29 protein-coding genes are annotated in these 24,725 nt (G+C 68.1%); 20 read left to right on the top strand and 9 right to left on the bottom strand.

Going from position 1 to position 24,725, the window contains the following annotated elements:
• Positions 1–43: 43 nt before the first annotated feature.
• Positions 44–1,429 carry an alpha,alpha-trehalose-phosphate synthase (UDP-forming) gene (locus VAR608DRAFT_RS19890; RefSeq protein ID WP_088955622.1) on the top strand — a complete coding sequence of 462 codons (1,386 nt, stop codon included), beginning with the start codon at positions 44–46 and terminating at the stop codon, positions 1,427–1,429.
• 15 nt (positions 1,430–1,444) lie between these two features.
• On the opposite strand, the gene VAR608DRAFT_RS19885 is transcribed toward VAR608DRAFT_RS19890, so the two are convergent.
• Positions 1,445–2,404: a LysR substrate-binding domain-containing protein gene (locus VAR608DRAFT_RS19885; RefSeq protein ID WP_088955621.1), complete on the bottom strand. Its 960-nt coding sequence runs from the start codon at positions 2,402–2,404 to the stop codon at positions 1,445–1,447.
• Positions 2,405–2,532: 128 nt separating this feature from the next.
• Here VAR608DRAFT_RS19885 and VAR608DRAFT_RS19880 point away from each other — a divergent pair, with 128 nt between their 5' ends.
• Genes VAR608DRAFT_RS19880 through VAR608DRAFT_RS19840 form a run of 9 tightly spaced genes read left to right on the top strand, consistent with a single transcriptional unit; the run spans position 2,533 to position 12,038 of the window.
• Positions 2,533–3,417: a dioxygenase family protein gene (locus VAR608DRAFT_RS19880; RefSeq protein WP_088955620.1), complete on the top strand. Its 885-nt coding sequence runs from the start codon at positions 2,533–2,535 to the stop codon at positions 3,415–3,417.
• A 12-nt stretch (positions 3,418–3,429) separates the two neighbouring features.
• Positions 3,430–4,236, top strand: a complete 807-nt coding sequence (locus VAR608DRAFT_RS19875; protein WP_088955619.1) for a citryl-CoA lyase — start codon at positions 3,430–3,432, stop codon at positions 4,234–4,236.
• Positions 4,233–5,399: a CaiB/BaiF CoA transferase family protein gene (locus VAR608DRAFT_RS19870; RefSeq protein WP_088955618.1), complete on the top strand. Its 1,167-nt coding sequence runs from the start codon at positions 4,233–4,235 to the stop codon at positions 5,397–5,399. The genes VAR608DRAFT_RS19875 and VAR608DRAFT_RS19870 overlap by 4 nt, the downstream gene beginning before the upstream one ends.
• Positions 5,396–6,367 carry a Bug family tripartite tricarboxylate transporter substrate binding protein gene (locus tag VAR608DRAFT_RS19865; RefSeq protein WP_088955617.1) on the top strand — a complete coding sequence of 324 codons (972 nt, stop codon included), beginning with the start codon at positions 5,396–5,398 and terminating at the stop codon, positions 6,365–6,367. Before VAR608DRAFT_RS19870 ends, VAR608DRAFT_RS19865 begins: the two co-directional genes overlap by 4 nt.
• Before the next feature lie 34 nt (positions 6,368–6,401).
• Positions 6,402–7,610 (top strand): amino acid ABC transporter substrate-binding protein, encoded by a 1,209-nt coding sequence (locus VAR608DRAFT_RS19860; protein WP_088955616.1) that lies wholly within the window; start codon positions 6,402–6,404, stop codon positions 7,608–7,610.
• 1 nt (position 7,611) lies between these two features.
• On the top strand, positions 7,612–8,472 hold the full coding sequence (locus VAR608DRAFT_RS19855; protein ID WP_088955615.1) for a branched-chain amino acid ABC transporter permease: 861 nt from the start codon (positions 7,612–7,614) through the stop codon (positions 8,470–8,472).
• Positions 8,469–10,280: a branched-chain amino acid ABC transporter ATP-binding protein/permease gene (locus VAR608DRAFT_RS19850; protein WP_231972899.1), complete on the top strand. Its 1,812-nt coding sequence runs from the start codon at positions 8,469–8,471 to the stop codon at positions 10,278–10,280. Before VAR608DRAFT_RS19855 ends, VAR608DRAFT_RS19850 begins: the two co-directional genes overlap by 4 nt.
• Complete coding sequence (locus VAR608DRAFT_RS19845; RefSeq protein WP_088955614.1) at positions 10,273–10,977, top strand: ABC transporter ATP-binding protein; 705 nt, start codon at positions 10,273–10,275, stop codon at positions 10,975–10,977. Before VAR608DRAFT_RS19850 ends, VAR608DRAFT_RS19845 begins: the two co-directional genes overlap by 8 nt.
• Positions 10,978–10,997: 20 nt before the next feature.
• Positions 10,998–12,038 carry a uroporphyrinogen decarboxylase family protein gene (locus VAR608DRAFT_RS19840; RefSeq protein ID WP_088955613.1) on the top strand — a complete coding sequence of 347 codons (1,041 nt, stop codon included), beginning with the start codon at positions 10,998–11,000 and terminating at the stop codon, positions 12,036–12,038.
• Between the two features lie 171 nt (positions 12,039–12,209).
• On the opposite strand, the gene VAR608DRAFT_RS19835 is transcribed toward VAR608DRAFT_RS19840, so the two are convergent.
• Positions 12,210–12,455: a hypothetical protein gene (locus VAR608DRAFT_RS19835; RefSeq protein ID WP_088955612.1), complete on the bottom strand. Its 246-nt coding sequence runs from the start codon at positions 12,453–12,455 to the stop codon at positions 12,210–12,212.
• A gap of 125 nt (positions 12,456–12,580) precedes the next feature.
• Positions 12,581–12,913, bottom strand: coding sequence for a hypothetical protein (locus VAR608DRAFT_RS19830; RefSeq protein WP_088955611.1), 333 nt, complete (start codon positions 12,911–12,913; stop codon positions 12,581–12,583).
• Between the two features lie 179 nt (positions 12,914–13,092).
• On the opposite strand from VAR608DRAFT_RS19830, the gene VAR608DRAFT_RS19825 reads away from it, so the two are divergent.
• From VAR608DRAFT_RS19825 to VAR608DRAFT_RS19810, 4 genes are all read left to right on the top strand, one after another.
• Positions 13,093–14,550 carry an aminotransferase-like domain-containing protein gene (locus VAR608DRAFT_RS19825; protein WP_088955610.1) on the top strand — a complete coding sequence of 486 codons (1,458 nt, stop codon included), beginning with the start codon at positions 13,093–13,095 and terminating at the stop codon, positions 14,548–14,550.
• A gap of 38 nt (positions 14,551–14,588) precedes the next feature.
• Positions 14,589–14,852 carry a type II toxin-antitoxin system ParD family antitoxin gene (locus VAR608DRAFT_RS19820; RefSeq protein WP_088955609.1) on the top strand — a complete coding sequence of 88 codons (264 nt, stop codon included), beginning with the start codon at positions 14,589–14,591 and terminating at the stop codon, positions 14,850–14,852.
• A complete protein-coding gene (locus VAR608DRAFT_RS19815) occupies positions 14,849–15,178 on the top strand; it encodes a type II toxin-antitoxin system RelE/ParE family toxin (protein WP_088955608.1) in 330 nt (109 codons plus the stop codon). The genes VAR608DRAFT_RS19820 and VAR608DRAFT_RS19815 overlap by 4 nt, the downstream gene beginning before the upstream one ends.
• Before the next feature lie 142 nt (positions 15,179–15,320).
• The gene (locus tag VAR608DRAFT_RS19810) at positions 15,321–15,563 is read left to right on the top strand and encodes a hypothetical protein (RefSeq protein WP_157731053.1); all 243 of its coding nucleotides are present in this window, start codon (positions 15,321–15,323) and stop codon (positions 15,561–15,563) included.
• Positions 15,564–15,634: 71 nt separating this feature from the next.
• On the opposite strand, the gene VAR608DRAFT_RS19805 is transcribed toward VAR608DRAFT_RS19810, so the two are convergent.
• From VAR608DRAFT_RS19805 to VAR608DRAFT_RS19785, 5 genes are all read right to left on the bottom strand, one after another.
• Positions 15,635–16,063, bottom strand: coding sequence for a VOC family protein (locus VAR608DRAFT_RS19805; protein ID WP_088955606.1), 429 nt, complete (start codon positions 16,061–16,063; stop codon positions 15,635–15,637).
• Positions 16,064–16,082: 19 nt separating this feature from the next.
• Positions 16,083–17,009, bottom strand: a complete 927-nt coding sequence (locus VAR608DRAFT_RS19800; protein ID WP_088955605.1) for an ROK family protein — start codon at positions 17,007–17,009, stop codon at positions 16,083–16,085.
• A gap of 260 nt (positions 17,010–17,269) precedes the next feature.
• Positions 17,270–17,464: a DUF2905 domain-containing protein gene (locus VAR608DRAFT_RS19795; protein WP_088955604.1), complete on the bottom strand. Its 195-nt coding sequence runs from the start codon at positions 17,462–17,464 to the stop codon at positions 17,270–17,272.
• A 9-nt stretch (positions 17,465–17,473) separates the two neighbouring features.
• Positions 17,474–18,256 carry a histidinol-phosphatase gene (gene hisN, locus VAR608DRAFT_RS19790; RefSeq protein ID WP_088955603.1) on the bottom strand — a complete coding sequence of 261 codons (783 nt, stop codon included), beginning with the start codon at positions 18,254–18,256 and terminating at the stop codon, positions 17,474–17,476.
• Between the two features lie 56 nt (positions 18,257–18,312).
• Positions 18,313–19,212, bottom strand: coding sequence for a TauD/TfdA dioxygenase family protein (locus VAR608DRAFT_RS19785; protein WP_088955602.1), 900 nt, complete (start codon positions 19,210–19,212; stop codon positions 18,313–18,315).
• A 219-nt stretch (positions 19,213–19,431) separates the two neighbouring features.
• On the opposite strand from VAR608DRAFT_RS19785, the gene VAR608DRAFT_RS19780 reads away from it, so the two are divergent.
• Complete coding sequence (locus VAR608DRAFT_RS19780; protein WP_088955601.1) at positions 19,432–19,944, top strand: PH domain-containing protein; 513 nt, start codon at positions 19,432–19,434, stop codon at positions 19,942–19,944.
• Between the two features lie 24 nt (positions 19,945–19,968).
• Here the strand turns inward: VAR608DRAFT_RS19780 and VAR608DRAFT_RS19775 are convergent, their stop codons facing one another.
• Positions 19,969–21,066, bottom strand: coding sequence for a class I SAM-dependent methyltransferase (locus VAR608DRAFT_RS19775; RefSeq protein ID WP_088955600.1), 1,098 nt, complete (start codon positions 21,064–21,066; stop codon positions 19,969–19,971).
• A gap of 17 nt (positions 21,067–21,083) precedes the next feature.
• Here VAR608DRAFT_RS19775 and VAR608DRAFT_RS19770 point away from each other — a divergent pair, with 17 nt between their 5' ends.
• From VAR608DRAFT_RS19770 to VAR608DRAFT_RS19750, 5 genes are read left to right on the top strand one after another with little or no spacing between them, the layout of a single operon-like run.
• Positions 21,084–21,881 carry an SDR family oxidoreductase gene (locus VAR608DRAFT_RS19770; RefSeq protein ID WP_088955599.1) on the top strand — a complete coding sequence of 266 codons (798 nt, stop codon included), beginning with the start codon at positions 21,084–21,086 and terminating at the stop codon, positions 21,879–21,881.
• Positions 21,878–22,267: a dihydroneopterin aldolase gene (locus tag VAR608DRAFT_RS19765; RefSeq protein WP_088955598.1), complete on the top strand. Its 390-nt coding sequence runs from the start codon at positions 21,878–21,880 to the stop codon at positions 22,265–22,267. The genes VAR608DRAFT_RS19770 and VAR608DRAFT_RS19765 overlap by 4 nt, the downstream gene beginning before the upstream one ends.
• Before the next feature lie 3 nt (positions 22,268–22,270).
• The gene (ttcA, locus tag VAR608DRAFT_RS19760) at positions 22,271–23,182 is read left to right on the top strand and encodes a tRNA 2-thiocytidine(32) synthetase TtcA (RefSeq protein ID WP_088955597.1); all 912 of its coding nucleotides are present in this window, start codon (positions 22,271–22,273) and stop codon (positions 23,180–23,182) included.
• Positions 23,183–23,187: 5 nt separating this feature from the next.
• Positions 23,188–23,823, top strand: a complete 636-nt coding sequence (locus VAR608DRAFT_RS19755; protein ID WP_088955596.1) for a DUF4136 domain-containing protein — start codon at positions 23,188–23,190, stop codon at positions 23,821–23,823.
• Positions 23,824–23,872: 49 nt separating this feature from the next.
• Positions 23,873–24,511 (top strand): histidine phosphatase family protein, encoded by a 639-nt coding sequence (locus VAR608DRAFT_RS19750; protein WP_088955595.1) that lies wholly within the window; start codon positions 23,873–23,875, stop codon positions 24,509–24,511.
• Positions 24,512–24,725 lie beyond the last annotated feature (214 nt).

The following is a 24,725-nucleotide window of genomic DNA, read 5'->3' as shown; positions in this document are numbered from 1 at the left end:
GGGGCAGCGAGGACACGCCAGTGCCGAGCGTGGGGGCTCGCTCATGAGTCGTTTGGTGGTGATCTCCAATCGCGTGGCCGACCCCCGCAAGCCCGCAGCGGGCGGACTGGCCGTGGCGCTTGGAGAGAGCCTTCAGCAGAGCGGTGGCCTGTGGTTCGGCTGGAGCGGCGCGATCGTCGAGGACGGCCCGACCGGCGAAGGCGAGCTGCACCGGCAGCAGGCCGGCAAGGTCACGCTCGCGACCATCGACCTCGGTCGCGAGGACCATGACAGCTACTACCTCGGCTACAGCAACGACGTGCTCTGGCCGGTCTTCCATGGACGGCTCGACCTCGCGCATTTCGAGGCCGCCTTCATCACCGGCTACCGCCGCGTCAACCAGCTCTTCGCGCGCAAGCTGCTGCCGCTGCTGAGGGACGACGACCTGATCTGGGTGCACGACTACCACCTGATCCCGCTCGCGGCCGAGCTGCGCGCGATGGGCTGCCGGCAGCGCATCGGCTTCTTCCTCCACATCCCGATGCCGCCGCAGATCATCCTGGCGGCGGTGCCTCAGCACGAGTGGCTGATGCGCTCGCTGTTCGCGTACGACCTGATCGGCTTCCAGTCCCGACAGGACGTGCAGCACTTCGAGGACTACGTGCACCACGAGGCCCGCGGCGAGGACCTCGGCGACCATCGCTACCGCGCCTTCGGCCAGACGGTCAGCTCAGATGCGTTCCCGATCGGCATCGACGTCGACGAATTCGCCGCCCTCACGCACGCGAAGGAATCGCGCGACATGTACGAAACCATGAAGCGCGAGTATTCGACGCGGCGATTGCTGCTGGGCATCGACCGGCTCGACTACTCCAAGGGCATCCCGCAACGGGTGCGCTCGTTCCGCGAGCTGCTCGCGCACTACCCCGAGAACCGCCGCAGCGCGACCTTGATCCAGATCGCCTCGCCCACGCGCGAGACCGTCGATGCCTATGCCGACATCCGCCGCGAGCTCGAGTCGCTGTGCGGCGCGATCAACGGCGACTACGGCGAGCTCGACTGGATGCCGGTGCGCTACATCCACCGCATGGTCGCGCGCAAGCGCGTGCCTGGCCTGTGCCGCGCGGCGGCCGTCGGGCTCGTGACGCCGCTGCGCGACGGCATGAACCTCGTGGCCAAGGAATACATCGCCGCGCAGGACCCGGCGGACCCGGGCGTGCTCGTGCTCTCGCGCTTCGCGGGCGCGGCCGAGCAGCTGAAGGAAGCGCTGCTCGTGAACCCCTACGACACGCACGGTACCGCGGAGATCATGCAGCAGGCGCTGCAGATGCCGCTGGAGGAGAGGCGCGAGCGCCACCAGAAGCTGCTCGCGCGCATCCGCGAGCAGGACGTGCACTGGTGGCGCAACGGCTTTCTGAATGCGCTGCGCGCTGCCGAGCGGGTTCGATAGGCCGCCGCGGCGTGCTCAGCGCGCGCGCTCGCCCACCCGCCGCCCCGCCCGCTTCTCGTTCACCCTCACCCCCACCTTCTCGCGCCGCAGGCTGTTCCCCAGCGCCGTCTTGCGCAGGATCACCGCGAAGGACTGGATGAACACCGGCTTGGTCTCGCCGAGCCGCCAGAGGATGCCCGGCGTCCGCGTGGGCGTGGGGCTTTCGAGCGGGATCACGGTGAGCCCCGACATGCCTTCAGGCACCGCGTTGATCGCGACGATGGCGCCGATCTGCGTGCGCGCGACCAGCCCGAGCATCGGCGCGACGGTCGACATCTCCGCGACCACCATCGGCTCGGCGCCGCAGGCGCTGAAGCATTCGTCGATCATCGTGCGGGTGGAGAACGACTTGCCCAGCAGCACGAGGTCCTGCCGGTGCAGCTCCACCATGCGGATGCGCTTGCGGCCCGCGAGCGGATGGGTGTCGGAGACGACGAGCACCATCTCCTCGTTGTAGAGCGGCTCGAACCACAGGTCGGTCGGATCCTCGGGCCGGTAGGCGATGCCCAGGTCGAGCTCGCCCGCGCGCAGGCGCGAGCAGATCACCTCGGCCGAGAGCTCCTCCACGCTGATGCGCACCGTCGGATGCCGGGCCAGGAAGAGCGCCACGCATTCCGGAATGAGCCCCATGTTGAAGGTGTGCGTGGCGCCGATGCGCACCTGCCCCGTGAGGTTGCCCGCATCGGGCTTGAGCAGCGCCACGCCCTGGTCGACCTCGCGCAGCGCGCGCGAGGCAAAGCCGCGCAGCAGCTCGCCGGCCTCGGTGGTCACCACCTTCTTGCCGATGCGTTCGAAGAGCGGCTGGCCCAGTTCTTCCTCGAGCTGGCGGATCTGGTGCGAGAGGGTCGACTGGGTCACGTGCACCCGCTCCGCCGCCCGCGTGAAGCTCAGGCAGTCGGCGAGCGCGACGAAATAGCGCAAATGCCTCATCTCCATGGAAACCCCCAGGAATGATCGATGCCATCGATGATATCGATGGAAATTCATCATTTGTCGGGTGCGGGCCACCGCCCTATCGTCCACGCCATCGGCGCTCGATGACGCCGGGACAGGAGACAAGCACCATGTCGGAATACAACCAGGACGGCATCACGCGCGACGTGCTCGATGCCTTTGCCAAGACCCCCGACCCGCGCCTGCGCGAGCTGATGACGGCGCTGGTCAGGCACCTGCATGCCTTCGCACGCGAAGTCGATCTCAAGCCGGAGGAATGGCTCGCGGGGCTGAACTTCCTCAATGCCACGGGCCAGATCTCGACCGACAAGCGGCCCGAGTTCATCCTGCTGTCGGACACGCTGGGCCTGTCGATGATGGTGGTCGCGCTCGCGCAGGCCCGCGCCAGCAGGGCCAAGGGCGCGACCGAGGCGACCGAGGCCACGGTCGAAGGCCCGTTCTACTGGCCCGGCGCGCCCGACGTGCCGCTGGGCAGCGACATCGCGAACGGCGCGAAGGGCGAGCCGACCTTCTACATGGGCCGCGTGACCGACTGCGACGGCCAGCCGCTCGCGGGCGCACTGCTCGACGTCTGGTCGGGCGACGGGCACGGCAAGTACGACGTGCAGCTCAGCAGCGAGCCGTCGATGCAGGCGCGCGGGCGCTTGCGCACCGACGCCCAGGGCCGCTACTGGTTCTGGTCGATCCGGCCGAACTACTACCCGATCCCGGACGACGGCCCGGTCGGCGACATGATGCGCGCCACCGACCGCAGCATCTACCGCCCCGGCCATCTGCACATGCAGGTGTCGGCGCCGGGCTACGTGACGCTGACGACGCAGGTCTTCGTCGGCGGCAGCCCCTACATCGACGCCGACGCGGTCTTCGGCAAGCGCGACAGCCTGGTGGTGGATTTCGAGACCCATCCGCCGGGCAAGGCGGTGGACGGCCGCGAGATGCGCGTGCCCTACCACTCGGCGAGCTTCGACGTGCGGCTCGCACCCGCAACGGCCTGAAGAGGACATCACATGAAGATCGGCAAAGCGACCGTGCCGCGCACGGCCATCAGCACGTCGGACGCGCACACCATCGTCATCCGCGGGCAGGACCTGTCGAAGGACCTGATCGGCAAGATCTCCTTCGTCGACCATTTCTTCTTCCTCCTGACCGGCCAGCGCCCCACGCCGGCCCAGTCCGAGGTGCTGAACGCCACGCTGGTGGCGATCGCGGACCACGGGCTGGTGCCGAGCGTGCAGGCCGCGCGCATGACCTTCGCGGCTGCGCCCGATGCGCTGCAGGGCGCGGTCGCGGCCGGCATCCTCGGGTGCGGGTCGGTGATCCTGGGCGCCTCGGAGACCGCGGGCCGCATGTACCGCGAGATCGACGCCCTGGCGAGCGACGGCAGGCCGCTCCCCGCCGCGGCGCTCGAAGTGATGAAGGCATGGCGCGCGGCGGGACGCTCGATCCCGGGCTACGGCCACCCGCTGCACAAGGAACGCGATGCGCGGGTCGATGCGCTCTTCGCCGTCTCGAAGTCGGCAGGGACCGATCAACGCTTCGTCGAGATCGCCGGCGCGGCCGAGGCGGTGATGCCCGACGTGCTCGGCAAGCCGCTCAAGCTCAACGTCTCGGGCGCGATCCCGGCGGTGCTGCTCGGCGCGGGCTTTCCGGTGGAAGCGCTCCGGGGCGTGCCGATCCTGGCGCGCACCGCGGGGCTGATCGCGCATCTGTACGAGGAGATCCAACAGCCCATCGGCTTCGCGCTGTCCTACCAGGCCACGCGCGAGATGCAGTACGACGGCGAACTGCCCGCCCACTTCGGGACGCACGAATGATCCCTGTCCTGCAAGGCCTCAAGGTCATCGAGCAAGGCACTTTCATCACGGGGCCCGCGGCCGGCATGCTGCTCGGCGATCTCGGCGCCGACGTGATCAAGGTGGAGCAGCCCAAGACCGGCGACCCGTTCCGCGCCTTCAAGGACGGCCTCTACAGCCCGCACTTCCAGACCTACAACCGCAACAAGCGCAGCATCACGCTCGATACCCGCAGCGCCGAGGACCGCGAAGTGCTCGATGCGCTGATCGCCGATGCCGACGTGTACATCCAGAACTTCCGCCCCGGCGTGGCCGAGAAGCTGGGCGTGGGGGCGGAGCGGCTGCGCAAGCTCAACCCGAAGCTCGTCTACTGCTCGATCAGCGGCTTCGGCGCCACCGGCCCGGCCGCGGACCGGCCGGCCTACGACACCGTCGCGCAGGCGGCGAGCGGCTTCCTCAACCTCTTGATCAACCCCGAGAACCCGCGCGTGGTCGGCCCCGCGATCGCCGATTCGCTGACCGGCTTCTATGCCGCCTACGGCGTGCTCGGCGCCCTCTTCGAGCGCAGCCGCACGGGCCAGGGCCGCATGGTCGAAGTCTCGATGCTGGAGGCGATGGCGCACTTCAACCTCGATGCCTTCACGCACTACTTCCAGGCCGACGAGGTGATGGGTCCCTACAGCCGGCCCAGCGTCTCGCAGTCGTACGTGCTGCGCTGCGCGGACGGCAAGTGGATCGCGCTGCACATGTCCTCGCCCGAGAAGTTCTGGCGCGGGCTCGCGACCGCGATCGAGCAGCAGGGCATCTTCGAGGACCCGCGCTTCGCCACGCGCGAGGCCCGCATCGCGAACCAGGAAACGCTGATCGAGCTGCTCGGCGAGCGCTTTCGCACCCGGCCACGCGACGAGTGGTGCCGCCGCCTGCAGCGCGAGGACGTGCCCCACGCGCCGATGTACGACACCAGCGAGGCGCTCGAAGACCCGCAGGCCAGGCACCTGCAGCTCATGACCTCGGCCGAGCATCCGGTGATGGGGCTGTTCCGCACGGTGCGTTCGCCGGTGAGCTTCGACGGCCAGCGCTCGCTTGCGGTGCGGCCGCCGCCGGTGCTCGGTGAACACAACGAAGAGATCCGCGCCGCATTGCAGGCGCGAGCGAAGGCCAGCCGGCAAGGAGACGCGGCATGAGGCTGCACGACACACGACGCCGGCTCATCGGCGCACTGATCGGCGCTGCACTGGTCGCCGGCATCGCGCACGCACAGGACCGCCCGCCGATCCGCATGGTCGTGCCCTTCGGCGCCGGCACCACGACCGACACCGTCGGCCGCGTCGTTGCCGAAGCCCTCGGCAAGAACCTGCAGCAGCCGGTGATCGTCGACAACCGCGCCGGCGCGGGCGGATCGACCGGCACCGACCTCGTCGCCAAGGCCGCGCCCGACGGCCGCACGCTGGTCATGGGCACGGTCGGCACGCATGCGATCAACGCGGCGCTCTTCACCCGGCTGCCCTACGACCCGGTGCGCGACTTCGCGCCCATCGCCTTCATCGGCTACACGCCGACGCTGCTGGTCGTTGCGGCCGATTCGCCGATCAAGTCGCTGAATGACCTGGCACGGGCCGCCGCGAAGCCGGCCGGCATCAGCTTCGCCTCGGCCGGCAACGGCACCTCGGGCCACCTCGCGGGCGAGCTGCTCGCGCAGCGGCTCGGCGGCAAGATGATCCACGTGCCCTACAAGGAGGGCGCGGTCGCGCTCACGAGCGTGATGGCCTCGCAGGTGGACTTCATGTTCTATCACCCGGCCGCGGTGCTGCCGCAGATCAAGGCCGGCAAGCTGCGCGCGCTCGGCGCAAGCGGCGCGGTGCGCAGCGCCGCCGCGAGCGACGTGCCTACGCTGATGGAGCAGGGCGTCGCCGATTTCGATCTGGTCGCGTGGTTCATGCTGTATGCCCCCGCCGCGACACCAGCGGCCACGCTCGCGCAACTGCGCACCGCGGCCGGCGCCGCGCTGGCCCAACCCGAGGTGATGGCGCGCCTGCGCGACCAGGGCATCGAAGCGCGCAAGCTGCGCGCCGACGAATTGCTGCCCTTCAACAAGTCCGAGCTCGCCAAGTGGGCCGGGCTGGTCAAGCGCTCCGGCGCACAGGTCGACTGATTCCGACAGAAGAAACCAATAGGAGACAGGAACCATGAAGACATCCAATGGCATCGGGCGGCGCAGCGCAGTGGCCGCGATCGCGCTCGCGGCAGCCGGCATCTCGATGGCGCAGACGCCCGCCGGGCAGCCGATCCGCATCGGCAGCACGCTGGCGCTCACCGGGCCGCTCTCGGCCACGGCGCAGATCCACAAGCTGGTGGGCGACATCTACATCGAGCAGGTCAACAAGCGCGGCGGCCTGCTCGGCCGGCCGGTGGAATGGGTGGTGAAGGACGACCAGTCCAAGCCCGATTTCGCGCGCACGCTCTACGAGCAGCTGGTCACCGCCGACAAGGTCGATCTGCTCATGGGCCCCTACGCCACCGGCGCGATTCTCTCGGCGATGGGGGTGGCGCAGCGCTACAACAAGGTGCTGGTGCATCACACGCTGGGCATTCCGTCGCTGGCCAAGTACGACATGCAGTTCCCGGCCTGGTCGATCGGCTCCGACCCGGCGAACACCGTGCCCAACACGCTCTTCGATGCGCTCGCCGCATCGCCCAAGCCGCCGAAGACGGTGGCGGTGGTGACCAGCAAGTTCCCGTCGATCCAGTTCATGAGCGCGGGCGCACGCGAGGTGCTCAAGAAGCGCGGCCTCACCGAGGTGCTGTTCCTCGAATGGGACTTCGGCAACCGCGACTTCGGCCCCATCGCCAACCGCATCAAGGATGCGAAGCCCGACTTCGTCTGGGTCGGCGCGATCGGCCTCGACGGCAACCTGCTGCTCGATGCGATGAAGAAGATCGACTATGTGCCGCCGCAGCACTTCTACCTCTACCCCTCGCCCGGTCCCCTGCTGGCTGCGCCGGAGGCGAAGAACGCGCTGTCGGCCACGATCTTCGAGGACCAGCCGCCCTTCACCAGCAACTACGGCGCCGCCGAGTTCGTGAAGCTCTACCGCGAGCGCGCGGCCAAGGCCGGCTTCACCGACACCTCGGTCGAAACGCAGGCCGCGGCCTCGTACACCGCGTGGCAGATCCTCGAAGCCGGCATCGCGGGTACCAAGAGCCTCGACGACAAGGCCATTGCCAACTACCTGAAGACGCACAAGGTCGACACCATCCAGGGCAAGCTGCGCTTCGACGGCGTCGGCAACTTCGGCGACGACCTGATGCGCATCAAGCAGATCCAGGATGGCAAGTGGGTGGTGGTCTGGCCGAAGGAAGTGACCTCCGGCGGCGCGAAATTGCTGGCACCCTGACATGTCGGGCTTCACGCTGCCGAGCCTTTCGCTCTTGTCCCAGTCGGTCCTGTCGGGCATCTTCGTCGGTGCGCTGTACGGGCTGATGGGGCTCGGCCTCAGCCTGAGCTGGGGCCTCTTGCGGCTCATCAACCTCGCGCACTTCGCGTTCGCCTTCCTCGCCGCCTACCTCTGCTTGCAGCTCGCGACGATGGGCATGGACCCGCTGCTGACGCTGGCCGTGATCGTGCCGCTCTTCTTCGTGCTCGGAGCCGCCCTGCACTGGGTGATGGCGCGCTTCGCGGTGACGCCGTTCAACTCGCTCTTGCTGACCTTCGGGCTCATGGGCATCGTCGAAAGCATCATCCAGTCGATCTGGACCGCCGACTTCCGCAAGCTCGAATCGAGCTACGCGCAGCAGAAGTTCAAGGTCGGCGAGCTGTTCGTGCCGGTGCCGGAGCTCATCACGCTGCTGCTCGCGATCGGCATCGCCTTCGCGGTCTGGGGCGCGCTGCGCTTCACCGACCTGGGCAAGGCGATGCGCGCAGCCGCGCAGGATGCGCCGGTCGCGGCGGCCTTCGGCGTCAACGAGAAGGCGCTCGGCCTCTTGCTGGCCGGCACCTGCTCCGCGCTCGCGAGCGTGGCCGGCGTCTGCCTGGCGTTGAGCTTCACGCTCGCGCCCTCGCAGATGTACGCCTGGGTCGGCGTGGTGTTCGCGGCGGTGATGCTCGGCGGGCTCGGCAGTGCGCTCGGGCCGCTCGTCGCGGGCACGCTGATCGGCGTCAGCGAGGCCGTGACGATGGCGGTGACCGCGCCGTCCTGGGCACCGATCGTGTCCTTCACCTTGCTGATCTTCATCCTGCTGCTGCGACCCAGAACATGAGCACGCTCACACAGACCCTGGCCACTGCGCCCGCCCCGCCGCGCGCGGCAGGCCGGTTCATGAAGCGCACGCCGCTCGCGATCCTCGCGGCCGGCGTGGCGCTGGCCTTCGTGCCGCAACTGGGCCTGCCGGCCTTCTACGACTCGCTGCTCTACCTCGCGCTGCACTGGGTGGTGCTCGCGACCTCGTGGAACATCCTGTCGGGCTACTCGGGCTACTTCTCCTTCGGCCACGGCGCGTTCTTCGGCACCGGCATCTACACCAGCGCGAACCTGATGGCGCGCTACGACTGGCCCTTCCTGTGGACGCTGCCGGTGGCCGCGCTGACGGCCGCGCTGATCGGCGTCGCGCTCGGTGCGATCGTGTTCCGCGTCAAGGGCGTGCGCGGCGAGCTGTTCGCGCTGCTGACGCTCGCGATCACGCTCGTGATCGGCACCATCGTGGTCAATACGCCGCTGGACGGCGGCTCGGGCGTGCCGCTCTACGGCGTGCCGGTGCCGAAGATCGGACCCACGCAGTCGTCGACCTTCTACCTGCTCGCGCTCTCGGCGGCGGTGGTCACGCTGCTGATCGCCTGGGGCATCCAGGTGTCGAAGTTCGGCGCCGGCCTGTTCGCGATCCACGACGACGAGGACGCCGCCGAAGTGATGGGCGTGCCCACCTACCGCTACAAGCTCTGCGCGCTCGCGATCTCGTGCGCGCTGGCCGGCGTGGCGGGCGGCATCCACGCGCTGTTCCTCTCGTACGTGACCGCGGGCGAAGTCTTCACGATCGCGGTGCCGCTCACGGTGGTGCTGATGAGCGTGCTCGGCGGCACGCGCCACTGGGCCGGACCGGCCATCGGCGCGTTCGCGATCACCGGGCTGCTCTACAGCTTCACCGCGGCCGACCACGCGGTGGCGGGCAAGGCGGTGATCGGCGTGATCCTGATCGCGGCGATCCTGTTCATGCCGGAGGGCATCCTGGAGCGCTTCCGGCGTCATCGCCGGCCCGCGCCACCGACGGCGCCGGTCGCCACGCCGAGTGCGATCCAGCCGCCCGAGTTGCCGGCGCGAACCGCGCCGGGCATCGTGACGCAGGGCGAGCCGCTGCTGCGGGTGCGCGGCCTCACCAAGTCCTTCAAGGGCGTGCGCGCGCTGGCCGGTGTCGACGTCGACGTGCGGCAAGGCGAGATCCTCGGCCTGCTCGGGCCGAACGGCTCGGGCAAGTCGACCTTCATCAACGTGGTCAGCGGCCACTACGTGCCCAGCGGCGGCACGATCGCGTTCGAAGGACGCTCGCTCGACGGCCTGCCCGCGCACCGCATCGCCGGCAGCGGCATCGCGCGCACCTACCAGATCCCGCGCCCCTTCGCGCACCTGAGCGTGCTGCAGAACGTGGCGATCGCGACGATGTTCGGCGGCGCGATCCGCGACCCGGACAGCGCGCGCCGGCAGGCGATGACCTGGCTCGAATTCACCGGGCTGCAGGACAAGGCCGACGCGCGGCCCGACGACCTCAACCTGCACCAGCGCAAGTTCCTCGAACTCGCACGCGCGCTCGCCTCGCGGCCGCGGCTGGTGCTGCTCGACGAGGTGCTGTGCGGCCTCACGCCGAGCGAGATCGACGACGCGGTGGCGCTGATCCGGCGCATTCGCGACCAGGGCTCGACCATCGTCTTCGTCGAGCACGTGATGCGCGCGGTGATGGCGCTGACCGATCGCATCGTGGTCTTCAACCACGGCGTGCTGCTCGCCGAAGGCGCGGCGGCCGACGTGATGCGCCGACCCGAAGTCATGACCGCCTACCTGGGGAAAGCCCATGCTTGAGGTCCGCGATCTCCAGGTGGCCTACGGCGCCGCGCCGGCGTTGTGGGGCGTGTCGCTCGACGTGCGGCCCGGCGAACTGCTGTGCGTGGTCGGCCCCAACGGCGCAGGCAAGACCACCTTGATCAACACCATCGCGGGCATCCTGCGCGTGCGCGGCGGCAGCATCCGCCTGGGCGGCCAGGACATCACCCGCCTGCCGCCGCACCGCTTCTGCGAGGCCGGCATCGCGCTGGTGCCCGAAGGGCGGCGGCTCTTCACCGGCATGAGCGTGCTGGAGAACCTCGAACTCGGCAGCTACCTGCCGCGCGCCAAGGCGAAGCGGCGCGAGACGCTCGACGAGGTCATCGCGCTCTTCCCGGTGATCCGCGAGAAGCTCGCGAGCCCGGCCGGCGAACTCTCGGGCGGGCAGCAGCAGATGGTCGCGATCGCCCGTGCGCTGATGGCGCGGCCGAGCCTGCTGCTGCTCGACGAGCCCTCGCTCGGGCTGTCGCCGCTGATCGTGCACGACATGTTCGCCGCGATCCGGCGCATCAACGCCAGCGGCATCTCGGTGCTGCTGGTGGAGCAGAACGTGACCATGGCGCTCGATGTCTCGCATCGCGCCTATGTGCTCGAAGAGGGGCGCGTCGTCGCGGAAGGGGTGCCACGGGATCTGCTGGCGCAGCCCGAGATCCAGCGCGCCTACCTCGGCGTCTGAACCCAAGCCCGGAGGAAACCATGCTCTTCCCCACCACCATCGTCGGCAGCTTTCCGCAGCCTGAATGGCTGATCGACCGCGCGAAACTCGCGGGCCGCTTTCCGCCGCGCGTGCGGGCGCGCGAGCTCTGGCGCATTGCGCCCGAGTTCCTCGAAGAGGCGCAGAACGACGCCACCCTCATGGCGATCCGTGCGCAGGAAGAAGCGGGCCTGGACATCGTGAGCGACGGCGAGATCCGCCGCGAGAGCTATTCGAACCGCTTCGCGACCGCGCTGGACGGCGTGGACCTCGACAACCCGGGCACCGCGCTGGACCGATCGGGCCACCCGAATCCGGTGCCGCGCATCGTCGGCAGGATCGTGCGGCGACACGCGGTGGAGGTGGACGACCTGAAGTTCCTGCGCGCGCACACCGACCGGCAGGTCAAGATCACCGTGCCGGGCCCCTTCACCATGCTCCAGCAGGCGCAGAACGACTTCTACGCGAGCGAGGAAGAAGCCGCGATGGATTACGCCGCCGCGGTCAACGCCGAAATCCGCGATCTCTTCGCGGCCGGCGCGGACGTGGTGCAGATCGACGAGCCCTACATGCAGGCGCGGCCCGAGAAGGCCCGGCAGTACGGGCTCGCCGCGCTCAACCGCGCGCTGGAAGGCATCACCGGCACCACCGCCGTGCACATCTGCTTCGGCTACGCGGCGATCATCCACGAGCGGCCGAGCGGCTATTCCTTCCTGCCCGAACTCGCGCAGTGCAGCTGCAAGCAGGTGTCGATCGAGACCGCGCAATCGAAGCTCGACTGCGCGGTGCTCAGGGAGCTCGAAGGCAAGCGCGTGATGGTGGGCTGCATCGACCTGTCGGACCCGGCGGTCGAATCGCCCGAGACGATCGCGGGCCGCATCCGCCGCGCGCTGCCCTACATCGAGCCGGAGAACGTGATCCTCGCACCCGACTGCGGCATGAAGTATCTGCCGCGCGATTCGGCCATCGGCAAACTGCGCGCGATGGTCGCGGCGGCCAGGATGCTGCGCGCGGAATTCGCGCACCGCGCGCTGCCGGCATGAGCCGCCCGGCCGCCCGTAGGCGAATCCCGAAGCGCTGCTGCGCGAGGGTAGTCCAATGAGCCGCCCGGCCGCTCCGAAGGCGAATCCCGAAGCGCTGCTGCGCGAGGGTAGTCCAATGAGCCGCCCGGCCGCTCCGAAGGCGAATACCGAAGCGCTGCTGCGCGAAGGTACTCAATGAGCCGGCCGCACGCTCCAGCACGATCGGCTGGCCGCGACGCTACCGTCGCGGCGCAACTCCCCGTGTGACAGCGTGCCGCTCGCGAGGTTCTTCGACAGCACGCCCTTGCCGATCAGGCTCACCTCGATCTCGGAGCGGCTCGGGTCGACCCGGTCATCGGCGAAGGCCATGCCCGTGCGGATCATGCCGATCATCAGCAGCAGCATGGAGATCGCGAAGAAGAGGTCACGCGGGTTCATGGTGTCGGCCCTTCCGTGAGTGCGGCGCGACGGATGCGCGCCGATTCACTGCAATGTAGGCAGACGGCCTCCCGGGCACGAGTGACGAGTTCGCAACCCCGAAGTGACGCAGTTCACTTCGTTCGTCAGCTGCGCCACGCCAGGGCGCCCGTGAGGAGCTGGACCAGCCGCCCGACGCGCGTGCCGTTCACATAGCTCACCGGCGCCGGACGCGGCAGCCCCTGCACCCGCGCGGCGGACAGCGCCACGATCTCGATCCAGCCGCCGCGCTCCACCACGTGCACCTCTTCCGCCTGCACCGTGGACTTCACGTTGAACACGTTCTCGCCGAACCATGCGGGCGGAGACACCACCTGGACGCTGCCCTCCAGCACGCGCACTGCAAAGCCCTCGTCCACGGCCACGCGCAGCGCCTGGCCCGGCTGAAGGCAGGTGATTTCGGAAGTTTCGCTCGTCATGAAGGCACCTCGTCGGGTCGGTTGGGGATGGCTTCATCGTAGGAATCCGGCCGCTCGAAAAACAGGCACAGCGACGCGGCATACGAAGCGAAACAGATGCGCCCGCGGCCATCTGTTATGGTCCCCTGGCCTCGAATCTGCATCTGTTTTCAGGACGCGCGACGAGGGAGCATCGACCCATGGACTCGCCACCCCTCTACCGCAAACTCGCCGCGCATTACATCGACGCCATCGGCGCCGGCGCGCTCAAGCCCGGCGACCGGCTGCCGTCGCTGCGCAGCCTGATGCGGATGCACGACATCAGCCTTTCCACCGCGCTGCAGTTGTGCCGCGCGATGGAAAGCGAAGGCTGGGTCGAGGCGCGCGACCGCTCGGGCTACTTCGTGAAGCGCCCGCGCCGCCTCGCGATCGCGGCCATGGAAGAACCCGCGACCCACGTCGCGCCCGATCCGGCGCAATACGTCGGCATCCACGCGAAGGTCTCCGACTTCGTCGCGCGCCGCCGGCAGGGCGAGGTGCGCATCGATTTCTCCACCGCGCGCGGCTCGCCCGAGCTCTACCCCGGCGAGGCGCTGCGCACGATCATGATGCGGCTTTTGCGCCAGAAGCCCCTGCTCCTCACCACCGCCGCGCCCTCGCGCAGCCTCAACCCCTTGCGCGAAGCCGCCGCGCGCCGCGGCCTGCGGGTGGGCATGACGCTCTCGCCCGACGAAGTGCTGACCACCAACGGCTGCATCGAGGCGCTCAACCTCGCGCTGCGCGCGGTCGCCCAGCCCGGCGACACCGTCGCGGTCGAATCGCCGACCTTCTACGGCCTGCTGCAGGTGCTCGAAAGCCTGGGCATGCGCGCGCTGGAGATCCCGACCAGCCCGCAGACCGGCCTGTCGATCGAGGCGCTGGAGATGGCGCTCGATGCCTACGACAACATCAAGGCGGTCGTCACCGTGCCGCACCTGCAGAACCCGCTCGGCAGCGTGATGCCCGATGCCCACAAGGAGCATCTGGTCGCGCTGTGCGAGCGCCACGGGGTCGCGCTCATCGAGGACGACACCTACAGCGAACTGCTCGACATGGACACGCCGCCGCGCGCCATCAAGTCATGGGACCGCAGCGGCAACGTGATCCATTGCGCCTCGCTGCACAAGATCCTCGCGCCCGGCCTGCGCCTCGGCTGGATCTCGGCCGGCCGCTGGCACAGCCGCGTGGAAATGCTCAAGTACACCCAGACGCGCAGCAACGAGGAGTTGTCGCAATGGGCCGCCGGCGAATACATGAACACCGGCGCCTTCGACCGCCACCTGCGCCGCCTGCGCGAACGCCTTCGCCAGCAGCGCGAACAGGCCGCCGATGCGATCGCGGCGCACTTTCCGTCCGGCACGCGGCTGACCTACCCGCCGGGCGGATTGCAGCTGTGGGTGGAACTGCCGGACCGCCTGTCGTCGATGACCGTCTTCGACCTCGCCCTGCGCGACAGGATCTTCGTCGCGCCGGGCACGCTGTTCTCGAACTCGTCGCGCTTCGATCACTACCTGCGCCTGAACTGCGGATGGCCGATCACCGAGACGATCGAAGGCGGCCTGCGCCGGCTCGGCGAGATCGCGAGCGAATGTGTGGCGATGCAGCGCAAGGCGGCGTGATCCTTGCCAAATTTTGCCAAGCAACATAGGCTTGGCTCATGAGCACCATGAACGTATCCCTGCCGGACGCCATGAAGGCGTTCGTCGACGAGCAGGTGGCCGAACGCGGCTATGGCACGAGCAGCGAATACGTGCGCGAGCTGATCCGCAAGGACCAGCAGCGACTCCAGTTGCGCAACCTGCTTTTCCATGGCGGCCGCTCGGCGCCCGCCGCCGAGGCCGACCAGGCCTATTTCGATGGTCTGCGCGAGAGGGTGCGCAACGCCGGCAAGAAGGCGGACAGAGCCGCCGGCAAAAGGTGAAGGCGAAAAGAGTCGTCCCGCGTGAACAGGCAAACCGGGACGTTGACGACGCCATCGCGCATTACCTGCAAGAAGGCGCGGAAGGCGCCGCCCTCGGCTTCATCGACGCGCTCGAAAGCGCCTACCTCCACATCGGCCGGCACCCGGGCACCGGCTCGGCGCGCTACGCCCATGAGCTCGAATTGCCCGGGCTGCGCTTCTGGCCGTTGACTCGCTTTCCACACCTGGTTTTCTACTTCGAACAATCGAACTGCATCGACGTCTGGCGCGTGCTGCACGGGCAGCGCGATGTGCCTGCGTGGATGCAACCGGCTTCCGGCACCTGAAGTCGCTGCCGCGTGCTGTATGCGCATGCAGTATTTCGTCTCGCCTACACCTTCAGGGGACTTCTCACATTTGGCAACAGTCCTACACTGGGCCGCACCAGATGAGTACCTAATTCGTACATCCGTGCATCTAGGGGGTTTTATGGAAACGTTCAATGACGACGCCGCCCGGCTCAGGGCAGAGGCGACGAGGGCGGACGCGTTGGCCCGGCGCGCGAAGCGTGAGGCCGACGAGGCGTTCAGGGTGTTTCTGAAGGAGGACGGCGCCGTAGCGCCCGACCAGGCCATCGAGACCGCGAAGGCCAGCGCCCGTGCCGCGCAGGAAGCGTGGCGCAACTACGTGCGGCACGTCGCGCTGCATGGCGGGCATCTGCACAACTGCTGATCCCGGCGCGGCAACCGGGCAGGCTCGGGTGGGGTCAATCCACCAGCGCCAGCGCGCCGTAGTCGCCCACCTCAGAACGTGATCTTGACCGACGTCGCGCTGCGCTGAGCCTCGCCGTGGAACACCGCCTCGATGTTGTTGCCGTCGGGGTCCAGCACGAAGCACGCGTAGTAGCCCGGGTGGTAGGGCCGCTCGCCGGGCACGCCGTTGTCGGTGCCGCCGTTCGCGAGCACGGCCTTGTAGAAGGCGTCGACCATCGCCCGGTCCTGCGCCTGGAAAGCCAGGTGATGCCGCCCGGTCAGCTTGCCTTGCGACTCCTCACTGTCGGCCGTGGAGACGACGAGCTCGTCGGTCCAGAAATAGCCCTTGCCGGTGCCCCCGAGCGGAATCTTCAGCGCTTCGAAAGCCGCCTCGTAGAACGATCGGCTCGCGGCGAGATCGCGCACCACGAGTTGGATGTGGTCGATCAGGCGTCCTCGGTGCAGTTCCTGCGTTTCCATGAATCGGGCTCCCCTAAATTCAATCCACCAGCGCCAGCGCGCCGTAGTCCCCCACCTTGTCGCCCAGGCCGGCCGGCACCAGCAGCGCGCCGCGGGTCAGCGCTTCGAGCTTGCCGTCGATCTGCGCCTGCAGACGCGGCAGCAGGAAGTCGCGGTTGTTCCAGAACACGCTGCCGCCGAGGCTGATGCGCTGCAGGTCGAGCGTGGCGATGAGGTTGTAGAGCATGCGCCCCATCACGCGGCACAGCCCGTCGGTGGTGGCGAGCGCCGGCGGCTCGCCGCGCGCAGCGCGCGCGAAGAGATCGGCCGCGGGCTCGCCGAAGCGCCGCGCAATGCCGTTGCCGGCCGCGAGCGCTTCAACGTCGCCGTGGTTGCCGCAGCCGCACAGCGCGTTGTTGTCGTCGTCCGAGACGAAGCTGTGGCCCGCGTGGCCGGCGTTGCCGTTCTTGCCGCGAAGCACGAGCCCCTCGACGCAAAGGCCGACGCCGACGCCGGTGCTCCAGGTGACGTAGGCGCAATGGTCGAAGCCCTTCAGCGCACCCCAGCGGCGCTCGGCTTCGAGCGCGGCGACCGCATCGTTCTCGACGCGCACCTGCGCGAAGCGCTTGCAGAGGGGCGCTTCGAGCAGCGCGGTCATCCATTGATTGGGCAATCCGCGCGCGGGGCCGGCGATGCCGCCGCAGATGTTGGGCGTGGCCAGTTCGACCATCCCGTCATGCAGTTCGAACGGCCCGGCGGAAGAGACGCCGACGCGGTCGATGCTGCCGGCATCGATGCCCTGCTCGGCGCAGATCTGGTCGATGAGGCGAATGATCTGCACCGCGACCGCATCGTTGTCGCCGGTCTTGGCGGTCGGCTCGCTGCGGCGGCCGATGAGCGGGGAGGTGCTGTTGGCGGCGAGGCTCACCGCCACCTTGGTTCCGCCGAGGTCGACGCAGGCTTTCACGAGTGCCCCCACGCTCGGCACTTCGTGTCCTCGCTGCCCCCCGAGGGGGCTGAATGCCGCGGCTCCAAGTCTGCACGGGCAGACTTGGACGGCATGAAGAGACGCTGCGTCTCGCAGCGGCGCGGCCTGCAAGGCCGAGCTTGCTTGGGGCGGCCCTGCGCTGCGCTCATGCGCGCCCCCACGCTCGGCACTTCGTGTCCTCGCTGCCCCCCGAGGGGGCGCGAGCTTGCTTGGGGCGGCCCTGCGCTGCGCTCATCGATTCAAATCCATCGTGCGACCAGGGCCGCGATCATGCTGAGGACCACCGTGCTCGCGATCGGCAGCCGCCACTCGCGCCCGAACGCACGGAACTCGAAATCGCCGGGCAGCCGCCCGAAGCCGAAGCGCTTGAGCCACTCGGTGAGCCCGCTCATCAGCACCAGCGCAAGGACGACGACGATCAGCCAGCGAATCATGGTTGCAGTTTAGGGCGCGAGAAGCGAGAGCGCCTGTCGGTGGAGTTCGCGCGTCGCGGCGGCGACCACGCGGCCGTCGGATTGCAGGCCGAGCGGGCGCCCTTCCCAGTCGGTGACGATGCCGCCGGCGGCCTCGATGAGGCCGGTGGGGCCGAGGTAGTCGTAGGGTTGCAGGCCGGTCTCGACGACCAGATCGATGGTGCCGCCCGCGAGTTGCGCGTAGCCGTAGCAGTCGCCGCCGAAGCGCCGCATCGCGCACTTGCGGCTCAGGCGGTCGAAGGCCTGCCAGTCGGCGGCGTTGAAGATGTCGGGCGAGGTGGTGACGATGCGGGCGTCGGCGATTGCGGTGCAGTCGCGCACGCGCACCGCCTGCCCGTTGCGCTCGGCGCCGATGCCGGGCTGCCCGATCCAGCGCTCGCCGAGCACCGGCATGTCGACCATGCCCAGCTCGACGCGGCCGCCACGCACCAGCGCGATCAGCGTGCCCCAGAGCGGCGAGCCGGTGATGAAGCTGCGGGTGCCGTCGATCGGGTCGAGCACCCAGACGCGCTCGGCTTCGAGGCGCGTGAGGCCATGCTCCTCGCCGAAGATGCCATCCGCCGGCCGCTGCGCGCCGAGGATGTCGCGCATGGCCTGCTCGGCCTCGCGATCGGCCCGGGTGACCGGGCTCTCGTCGGCCTTGGCGATGATGTCGAGCGGCGTGCGAAAGAGGCGCATCGAATGCGCGGCCGCCGCATCCGCCAGTGCGTGGGCGACGCGCAGATCGTCTTCGGGCGTGAAGGTGGAACTCATGGGGCTTTTTCGGCAGAAGGAAGCCCGATTAGACCTGAGCCGCAGGACCCGCAAGCTCAGAAGGGCACGTCGCCTTCGACCGTGGTGCGATAGAGCTTGCGCCGCTCGCTGTCGGGTGTGCCGGCGGCGAGGTGCATCAACGACCGGTTGTCCCAGAAGACCAGATCGTGCGGCGCCCAGTGGTGCCGGTAGACGAACTCGGGCCTGACGCTGTGCGCGAAGAGTTCGGCCAGCAGCGCGTCGCTTTCCTCCTTGGGCAGCCCGACGATCCGGGTCGTGAAGTGCTCGCTGACGAACAGCGCCTTGCGGCCGGTCTCCGGATGCGTGCGCACCACGGGCTGCACGGCCGGCGCGACCTCGTCGATCTGCGCCTGCGACAGCTTGGGGCGCCACGGATTCTTGGCGCGCAGCTCTTCGTATTTGGCGAGGTAGCTGTGCTCGGCCCTCAGCGGCAGGATGCGCGCCTGCATCTCGGGGCTGAGCGCCTCCCAAGCGAGATGCTGGTCGGCGAAGAGCGTGTCGCCGCCCTCGCCCGGCAGCTCCTGCGCGTGCAGCAGGGAGCCGAGGCTGGGCTTTTCCTTGTACGAGATGTCCGAATGCCAGTAGGCTCCCGCATCTCCGAGGCCGATGGGCTCGCCGTTCTCCTTGATGTTGGAAACGATCAGGATCTCCGGATAGCCCTCGAGATGGAACTGGTGCAGCACATGGATTTCGAGCGGACCGAAGCGGCGGCTGAACGCGATGTGGTCCGCGGGCGAGACCTGCTGGTCGCGGAAGACGAGCACATGGTGGTCGAGATGGGCGCGGTGGATGCGCGCGAAGTCGGCGTCGTTGATGGGCTTCGAGATGTCGAGCCCGACGACCTCGGCGCCCACGGGGGCGTCGAAGGGGCGGATGTCGAAGGGCTGCGGCGGTGCATCGCGCGTGGTGGCTTCGGGGGAGAGGGCTGCTGTCATTCGAACCACCTTGGAAGATCTCAAGAGTGATGACACTCTACTTCATATGTCAAAGAAATAAAGCCAACGAGACCGATTGCACCGGTGTTTTCACCTATCTCATTTGATTATCCCGTGCCGACCATTGTCATGACTTGATCTGCCCATTACCGTTCAACGGGAATTGCTCGGCAAGCGGATGCTTGTGGGCGGCAGCCCTCGACAAAAAGACGACGCAATATGCAACTTCAAACGATAGGCCTCAAATCTTTCGCGATCTTGTTTGCAATAGTGGCAATTGGCCCGATAGTTGTCGGCGCGGTTCTTGCGCGCGAAGCCGGCACGGCAAATCGAGCGGGCTTCTGGTGGATCTTTGCCATCGGAGTGCTTACTCTTGCTGTCATTGGCGGCTCGATGAAAAACCGCAGCGTAGCCATCCGTGACGACGAGGTGATCGTCAAATCGACTTTTTACTCCACGTCAATTCCGTTGACCAACATCAGCAGCATCAGCACGGTGGTTCCGGGGTCGCCATCCGATCTTGTGGGCATGCGGGTGAATGGAGTCGGATTGCCCGGTTTTCGTTCCGGCTGGTTCGACTCGAAGGCTGGCGGCCGCCTCTTCGTAGACAGGGTCGCGGGCGATTATTTGTCGATCTTCGTAAACGGCAAGCCGCGACTGGCCCTTCAATTCTCGGACAATCAATCTGCCGCGCAAATCCTGTCTGCAGCAATTCCGAAGGAAGCGAAATAAAGAGATGCGAAATGGCAATTCGCTTCACAGCGTGTGGCTGCGGTCGCCCTGCGTGAAACCGATCGCGTCCCACGCCTCGCCAGCCGCGAAGCCGACGACCTTGAAGAGTTCGCCCATCTCGTGCTCGTGGACGAGCCGCGCGGCCATGCTGCGCTCGGCGAGCGAGGCCTCCTCCATCATCGGCAGGATGCCGGCGTTCAGCAGGAACCTCGCCTGGTTGCAGTAGCCGAGCACTTCGAGCCCCGCGTTCTGGCCCGCGAGCGCGATGCCGGTGAAATTGACGTGGGCGGTGATGTCCTTCTCGCCCACGTCCGAGAGCGGATCGCCATCGGCCTGGTGGCCGCGGTGGCACATCACGGTGCCCATGTGGCGCTGCGGGTGGTAGTACTCCGATTCCGGAAAGCCGTAGTCGAAGAAGAAGGCGGCGCCGCGCCCGAGGCGGTCGGCCAGCGTGGCGATGAAGGCCTCCGCCTGCGGATGGATTTCGGTGAGGTAGTCGTGCTCGCCTTCGATCTCGACCGGCGGGCGCAACTCGGTCGGGCGGTCGCTCCACGCGAAGCCGTCGCCGTGCGCGACCACGCCGCGCTCGAACCACCGGCCGCCCGAGCGCGCGAGCAGTTGCACCGGCATCGCATCGAGCACTTCGTTGCCGACGACGACGCCGTTCATGGATTCGGGCAGCTCGGACAGCCATTCGACCTTGGCCGCATGCCTTGCCAGGGTCTGCTGCTGGCGCTCCCGCAAGGTGCCGGAGAGGTCGACGATGCGGTAGCGCACCACACGCTCGCCGAGCGCATCGAGCAGTTGCAGCGCCAGCGCGCCGGAGCCGGCGCCGAATTCCCAGACCTCGCCGGTGCCGGTCTTTTCCAGCGCCTCGGCCACCTGCACCGCGAGTGCGCGGCCGAACAGCGGCGTCAGTTCAGGCGCGGTCACGAAGTCGCTGCCCGACGACGGCATGCGGCCGAACTTGCGGCTCGCGTTGGCGTAGTAGCCCAGTCCCGGTGCGTACAAAGCCAGTGCCATGAAGCGGTCGAAAGGCAGCCAGCCGCCGTCGCGTTGCAGCGCGGCATCGATAATCCGGGTCAAAGGGTTGGCGCGTTGCGCGCCTTGCTCCAGGTTCATACAGGAAATCTATCAGGATGGCTCCAACGTCCCCACGCCACAGCGTGCTCGTGACCGGCGGCGGCCAGAGGCTCGGCGCCGCGGTCTGCGAGGCTTTCGCGCGCGCGGGCTGGCGGGTGTGGTGCCAGTACCGCGCATCGCGCGCCGAGGCGCTGGCATTGTGCGCCCGGCTTCTCGATGAAGGCCACGACGCCACGCCGATCGAGGCCGACATCGGCAGCGAGGAGAGCCGGCGCGCCCTGGTCGGGCAGATCGCCGGCGATGGCCCGCTCGCCTGCATCGTCAACAACGCCTCGGCCTTCGCGCCCGACACGGCGCTGGATTTCGACGCCGACGCCGCCTTGCGACAGCTCGGCGTGAACCTGATCGCGCCGCTGTCTTTCGCGCGGCTTCTGGCCGGGAGCGCCGAGGCAGGCGACGGCATCGACCGCTCGGCGATCCACGTGCTGGACCAGAAGGTCTTCAACCTGAACCCCGACTATTTCTCCTACACGGTGTCCAAGCTGGCGCTGGAGCGCGCCGTGGCGCTGCAGGCCCAGGCGCTCGCGCCCGCGGTGCGCGTCTGCGGCGTCGCGCCGGGCATCCTCTATCCGAGCGGGCCGCAGACCCGGGCCAACTTCGAGAAGGCTTCGCATGCCAACCTGATGCGCCGCCCCATCGACCCCGCCGATGTGGCCCGCGCCTGCGTCTTCCTAGCCGACACGCCGAGCGTGACCGGCACCACCCTCTCTGTCGACAACGGCCAGCACCTCGTGCCGCTGCCGCGCGACATCATGTTCGTCGTCGATGAACTGCTGAAAGCCCCCCCGCCATGACCCACGCCACGATCGACCCCCTGCTCACCACCTGCCGGCGCGTGTTCCTGCGCGACTACGAGGTGTGGATCAACATCGGCGTGCACGAATTCGAGAAGCGCGCCGAGCAGCGCGTGATCATCAACGTCGACCTCTACGTGCCGCTGGACCTGTCGACGCCCAAGGCGGACGAGCTCGACGAGGTGGTGGACTACGACTTCATCCGCCGCACCGTCGCCGCGCGCCTGAGCAAGGGCCACATCCACTTGCAGGAAACGCTGTGCGACGACATCCTGACGCAGGTGCTGACGCACCCGAAGGTGCACGCCGCGCGCGTCTCGACCGCCAAACCCGACGTGTACCCGGACTGCGATGCGGTCGGGGTCGAAGTATTCAGGAGCAAGTAAGACATGAGTGCCGTATGGATCGACGAGCCGCCCTCGTCCACCAACAGCCTGAAGATCGAACGCGAGACGCACAAGCTCGAAAAGCGCCTGTGCCGCGAAGTGGGCCGCGCGATCTTCGACTACAACATGATCGAAGCGGGCGACAAGGTCATGGTCTGCGTCTCGGGCGGCAAGGACAGCTACGGGCTGCTCGACATCCTGCTCAAGCTGCGCGCCCGCGCGCCGATCCACTTCGACATCGTCGCGGTCAATCTCGACCAGAAGCAGCCGGGCTTTCCGCAAGAGGTGCTGCCGAGCTACCTGACGTCGCTGGGTGTCCCGTTCCACATCGAGGAGCAGGACACCTACTCGATCGTCAAGCGCGTGATCCCCGAGGGCAAGACCACCTGCGGCCTGTGCAGCCGGCTGCGCCGCGGCATCCTCTACCGCGTGGCGGACGAACTCGGCGCGACCAAGGTGGCGCTGGGCCATCACCGCGACGACATGCTGCAGACCTTCTTCCTCAACATGTTCTTCGGCGGCAAGCTCAAGTCGATGCCGCCCAAGCTGGTGAGCGACGACGGCAGGCACGTGGTGATCCGCCCGCTGGCCTACGTGCCTGAAAAGGACCTGGTGCGCTGGGCGCAGCACCGGCAGTTCCCGATCATCCCGTGCACGCTCTGCGGCAGCCAGGAGAACCTGCAGCGCAAGCAGGTCGGCGAGATGCTGCGCGAATGGGAGCGCAAGTACCCGGGCCGCATCGAGAACATGTTCAACGCGCTGCAGAACGTGGTGCCCTCGCATCTGCAGGACGGAACGCTGTATGACTTCAAGGGTCTGAAGGCGACGGGCGTGGCCGACGACGATGGCGACAAGGCCTTCGACGCGCCCGAGTTCCCGGCGGCCCCGTCACCGCTTCGCATCCTGCAGATCTGATCCGAATGAAATCGCTGCTGGCCGCCCTCGCCTTCACCGTGAGCCTCACGGGCTGCGCGACGCGATGGGTGGTCGACAGCGACGTACGGACCTTCTCCGAGATCGGCAGCGTGCCGGCCGATGCGACCTACCGCTTCGAGCGCCTGCCCTCCCAGCAATACGACGAGGCGGCACAGCTCCAGCTCGAAGCGATGGCCGGCCCGGCGCTCGAAGGCGTCGGCCTGCGCCGCGACGATGCCGCGCCGCACTACACCGCCCAGATCGGCGCACGCGTGACGGCCGAGGCGTCGCCGTGGGTGGACCCGTGGTACGGCAGCCCCTGGTGGGGTCCCGGTCCTTGGGGAGGCCCGGGACCGTGGGGCCCCTACCGCGGCGCCTGGGGCTATGGCCGCGGCTGGTGGGGACCGGGCTGGTGGGGACCGCCGCCGTACAACCCCTGGTACACGCGGGAAGTGAGCATCGTGCTGCGCGAGCTGCCCTCGAACCACGTGGTCTACGAGACGCGGGCGCGCAACGACGGTCCCTACAACGACAGCGGCGCCGTCCTCCCGGTGATGTTCCAGGCGGCGCTTCAGGGCTTCCCGAATCCGCCCAAGGGCGAGCGGCGGGTGAATCTGGAAATTCCGACGGCCCGGAACTGAGCCGCCCTCCGACAGCGCCTGCCTAGGGGTTCCCCCTAGAATTCCGTCGATGGAGTCCACCCGCGTCATTGCAGTCCGCCACGGCGAAACCGCCTGGAACGTCGACACCCGCATCCAGGGACAGCTCGACATCGAACTCAACGACACCGGCTTCTGGCAGGCCCGGCGCGTCGCGCAAGCACTGCTGGACGAGCCCATCGCCGCGATCTACGCCAGCGACCTCGCCCGCGCGTGGCAGACGGCCAGGGAAATCGCGGATCTGCGCCAGCTCGAAGTGACCACCGACGCCGGCCTGCGCGAACGCGCCTTCGGCCACTTCGAGGGCCGGACCTTCGCCGACATCGACGCCGCGCTGCCCGACCAGGCGCGGCTCTGGCGCACGCGCGATCCCGAATTCACGCCGGAAGGCGGAGAGTCACTGCTCACTTTCCGTGAACGCGTCACCAGCACGGCGGCCCGGATCGCGGCGCGCCATCCCAGCGAACTGGTGGTGATGGTCGCGCACGGCGGCGTGATGGACGTGCTCTACCGCGCGGCCACCGGCCAGGGCCTGCAGGCGCCGCGCACCTGGGAACTCGGCAACGCGGCGATCAACCGCCTGCTCTGGACCCCCCAGGGCTTCACGCTCGTCGGATGGGCGGACACCCGCCATCTCAGCGACGACGTGCTCGACGAAACCACCGTCTGAGCGCCCGCGACGGCTGAGTCGCAAAAACAGTACTTTCCTATGCATTTTTCGTCGATTCAGACGATTGATGTCAGTGTTTCTTACTCATTTCTGATAAACCTGGGCACAATCGTGACCGTGTGCAACTTTTGTCAACGTGACAAAAGCAACGATTTGCTTCGAATGTTTCAGCCCCCCAAAAAGGCATAGGCTGCTCAGCATGGCTTTCGGCGGG

Origin of the sequence: Variovorax sp. HW608 (genome assembly GCF_900090195.1) — a bacterium.
Taxonomy (GTDB): domain Bacteria; phylum Pseudomonadota; class Gammaproteobacteria; order Burkholderiales; family Burkholderiaceae_C; genus Variovorax.
The sequence above is the reverse complement of the archived record's forward strand: the minus strand, read 5'-3'. Positions and strand labels throughout refer to the sequence as shown.

What these genes read in the sequence shown, in the direction of transcription:
- VAR608DRAFT_RS19890 (WP_088955622.1), top strand. Translation starts at nt 44, where the DNA reads ATGAGTCGTTTGGTGGTGATCTCCAATCGCGTGGCCGACCCCCGCAAG.
- VAR608DRAFT_RS19885 (WP_088955621.1), bottom strand. Translation starts at nt 2,404, where the DNA reads ATGGAGATGAGGCATTTGCGCTATTTCGTCGCGCTCGCCGACTGCCTG.
- VAR608DRAFT_RS19880 (WP_088955620.1), top strand. Translation starts at nt 2,533, where the DNA reads ATGTCGGAATACAACCAGGACGGCATCACGCGCGACGTGCTCGATGCC.
- VAR608DRAFT_RS19875 (WP_088955619.1), top strand. Translation starts at nt 3,430, where the DNA reads ATGAAGATCGGCAAAGCGACCGTGCCGCGCACGGCCATCAGCACGTCG.
- VAR608DRAFT_RS19870 (WP_088955618.1), top strand. Translation starts at nt 4,233, where the DNA reads ATGATCCCTGTCCTGCAAGGCCTCAAGGTCATCGAGCAAGGCACTTTC.
- VAR608DRAFT_RS19865 (WP_088955617.1), top strand. Translation starts at nt 5,396, where the DNA reads ATGAGGCTGCACGACACACGACGCCGGCTCATCGGCGCACTGATCGGC.
- VAR608DRAFT_RS19860 (WP_088955616.1), top strand. Translation starts at nt 6,402, where the DNA reads ATGAAGACATCCAATGGCATCGGGCGGCGCAGCGCAGTGGCCGCGATC.
- VAR608DRAFT_RS19855 (WP_088955615.1), top strand. Translation starts at nt 7,612, where the DNA reads ATGTCGGGCTTCACGCTGCCGAGCCTTTCGCTCTTGTCCCAGTCGGTC.
- VAR608DRAFT_RS19850 (WP_231972899.1), top strand. Translation starts at nt 8,469, where the DNA reads ATGAGCACGCTCACACAGACCCTGGCCACTGCGCCCGCCCCGCCGCGC.
- VAR608DRAFT_RS19845 (WP_088955614.1), top strand. Translation starts at nt 10,273, where the DNA reads ATGCTTGAGGTCCGCGATCTCCAGGTGGCCTACGGCGCCGCGCCGGCG.
- VAR608DRAFT_RS19840 (WP_088955613.1), top strand. Translation starts at nt 10,998, where the DNA reads ATGCTCTTCCCCACCACCATCGTCGGCAGCTTTCCGCAGCCTGAATGG.
- VAR608DRAFT_RS19835 (WP_088955612.1), bottom strand. Translation starts at nt 12,455, where the DNA reads ATGAACCCGCGTGACCTCTTCTTCGCGATCTCCATGCTGCTGCTGATG.
- VAR608DRAFT_RS19830 (WP_088955611.1), bottom strand. Translation starts at nt 12,913, where the DNA reads ATGACGAGCGAAACTTCCGAAATCACCTGCCTTCAGCCGGGCCAGGCG.
- VAR608DRAFT_RS19825 (WP_088955610.1), top strand. Translation starts at nt 13,093, where the DNA reads ATGGACTCGCCACCCCTCTACCGCAAACTCGCCGCGCATTACATCGAC.
- VAR608DRAFT_RS19820 (WP_088955609.1), top strand. Translation starts at nt 14,589, where the DNA reads ATGAGCACCATGAACGTATCCCTGCCGGACGCCATGAAGGCGTTCGTC.
- VAR608DRAFT_RS19810 (WP_157731053.1), top strand. Translation starts at nt 15,321, where the DNA reads ATGGAAACGTTCAATGACGACGCCGCCCGGCTCAGGGCAGAGGCGACG.
- VAR608DRAFT_RS19805 (WP_088955606.1), bottom strand. Translation starts at nt 16,063, where the DNA reads ATGGAAACGCAGGAACTGCACCGAGGACGCCTGATCGACCACATCCAA.
- VAR608DRAFT_RS19795 (WP_088955604.1), bottom strand. Translation starts at nt 17,464, where the DNA reads ATGATTCGCTGGCTGATCGTCGTCGTCCTTGCGCTGGTGCTGATGAGC.
- hisN (WP_088955603.1), bottom strand. Translation starts at nt 18,256, where the DNA reads ATGAGTTCCACCTTCACGCCCGAAGACGATCTGCGCGTCGCCCACGCA.
- VAR608DRAFT_RS19785 (WP_088955602.1), bottom strand. Translation starts at nt 19,212, where the DNA reads ATGACAGCAGCCCTCTCCCCCGAAGCCACCACGCGCGATGCACCGCCG.
- VAR608DRAFT_RS19780 (WP_088955601.1), top strand. Translation starts at nt 19,432, where the DNA reads ATGCAACTTCAAACGATAGGCCTCAAATCTTTCGCGATCTTGTTTGCA.
- VAR608DRAFT_RS19775 (WP_088955600.1), bottom strand. Translation starts at nt 21,066, where the DNA reads ATGAACCTGGAGCAAGGCGCGCAACGCGCCAACCCTTTGACCCGGATT.
- VAR608DRAFT_RS19770 (WP_088955599.1), top strand. Translation starts at nt 21,084, where the DNA reads ATGGCTCCAACGTCCCCACGCCACAGCGTGCTCGTGACCGGCGGCGGC.
- VAR608DRAFT_RS19765 (WP_088955598.1), top strand. Translation starts at nt 21,878, where the DNA reads ATGACCCACGCCACGATCGACCCCCTGCTCACCACCTGCCGGCGCGTG.
- ttcA (WP_088955597.1), top strand. Translation starts at nt 22,271, where the DNA reads ATGAGTGCCGTATGGATCGACGAGCCGCCCTCGTCCACCAACAGCCTG.
- VAR608DRAFT_RS19755 (WP_088955596.1), top strand. Translation starts at nt 23,188, where the DNA reads ATGAAATCGCTGCTGGCCGCCCTCGCCTTCACCGTGAGCCTCACGGGC.
- VAR608DRAFT_RS19750 (WP_088955595.1), top strand. Translation starts at nt 23,873, where the DNA reads ATGGAGTCCACCCGCGTCATTGCAGTCCGCCACGGCGAAACCGCCTGG.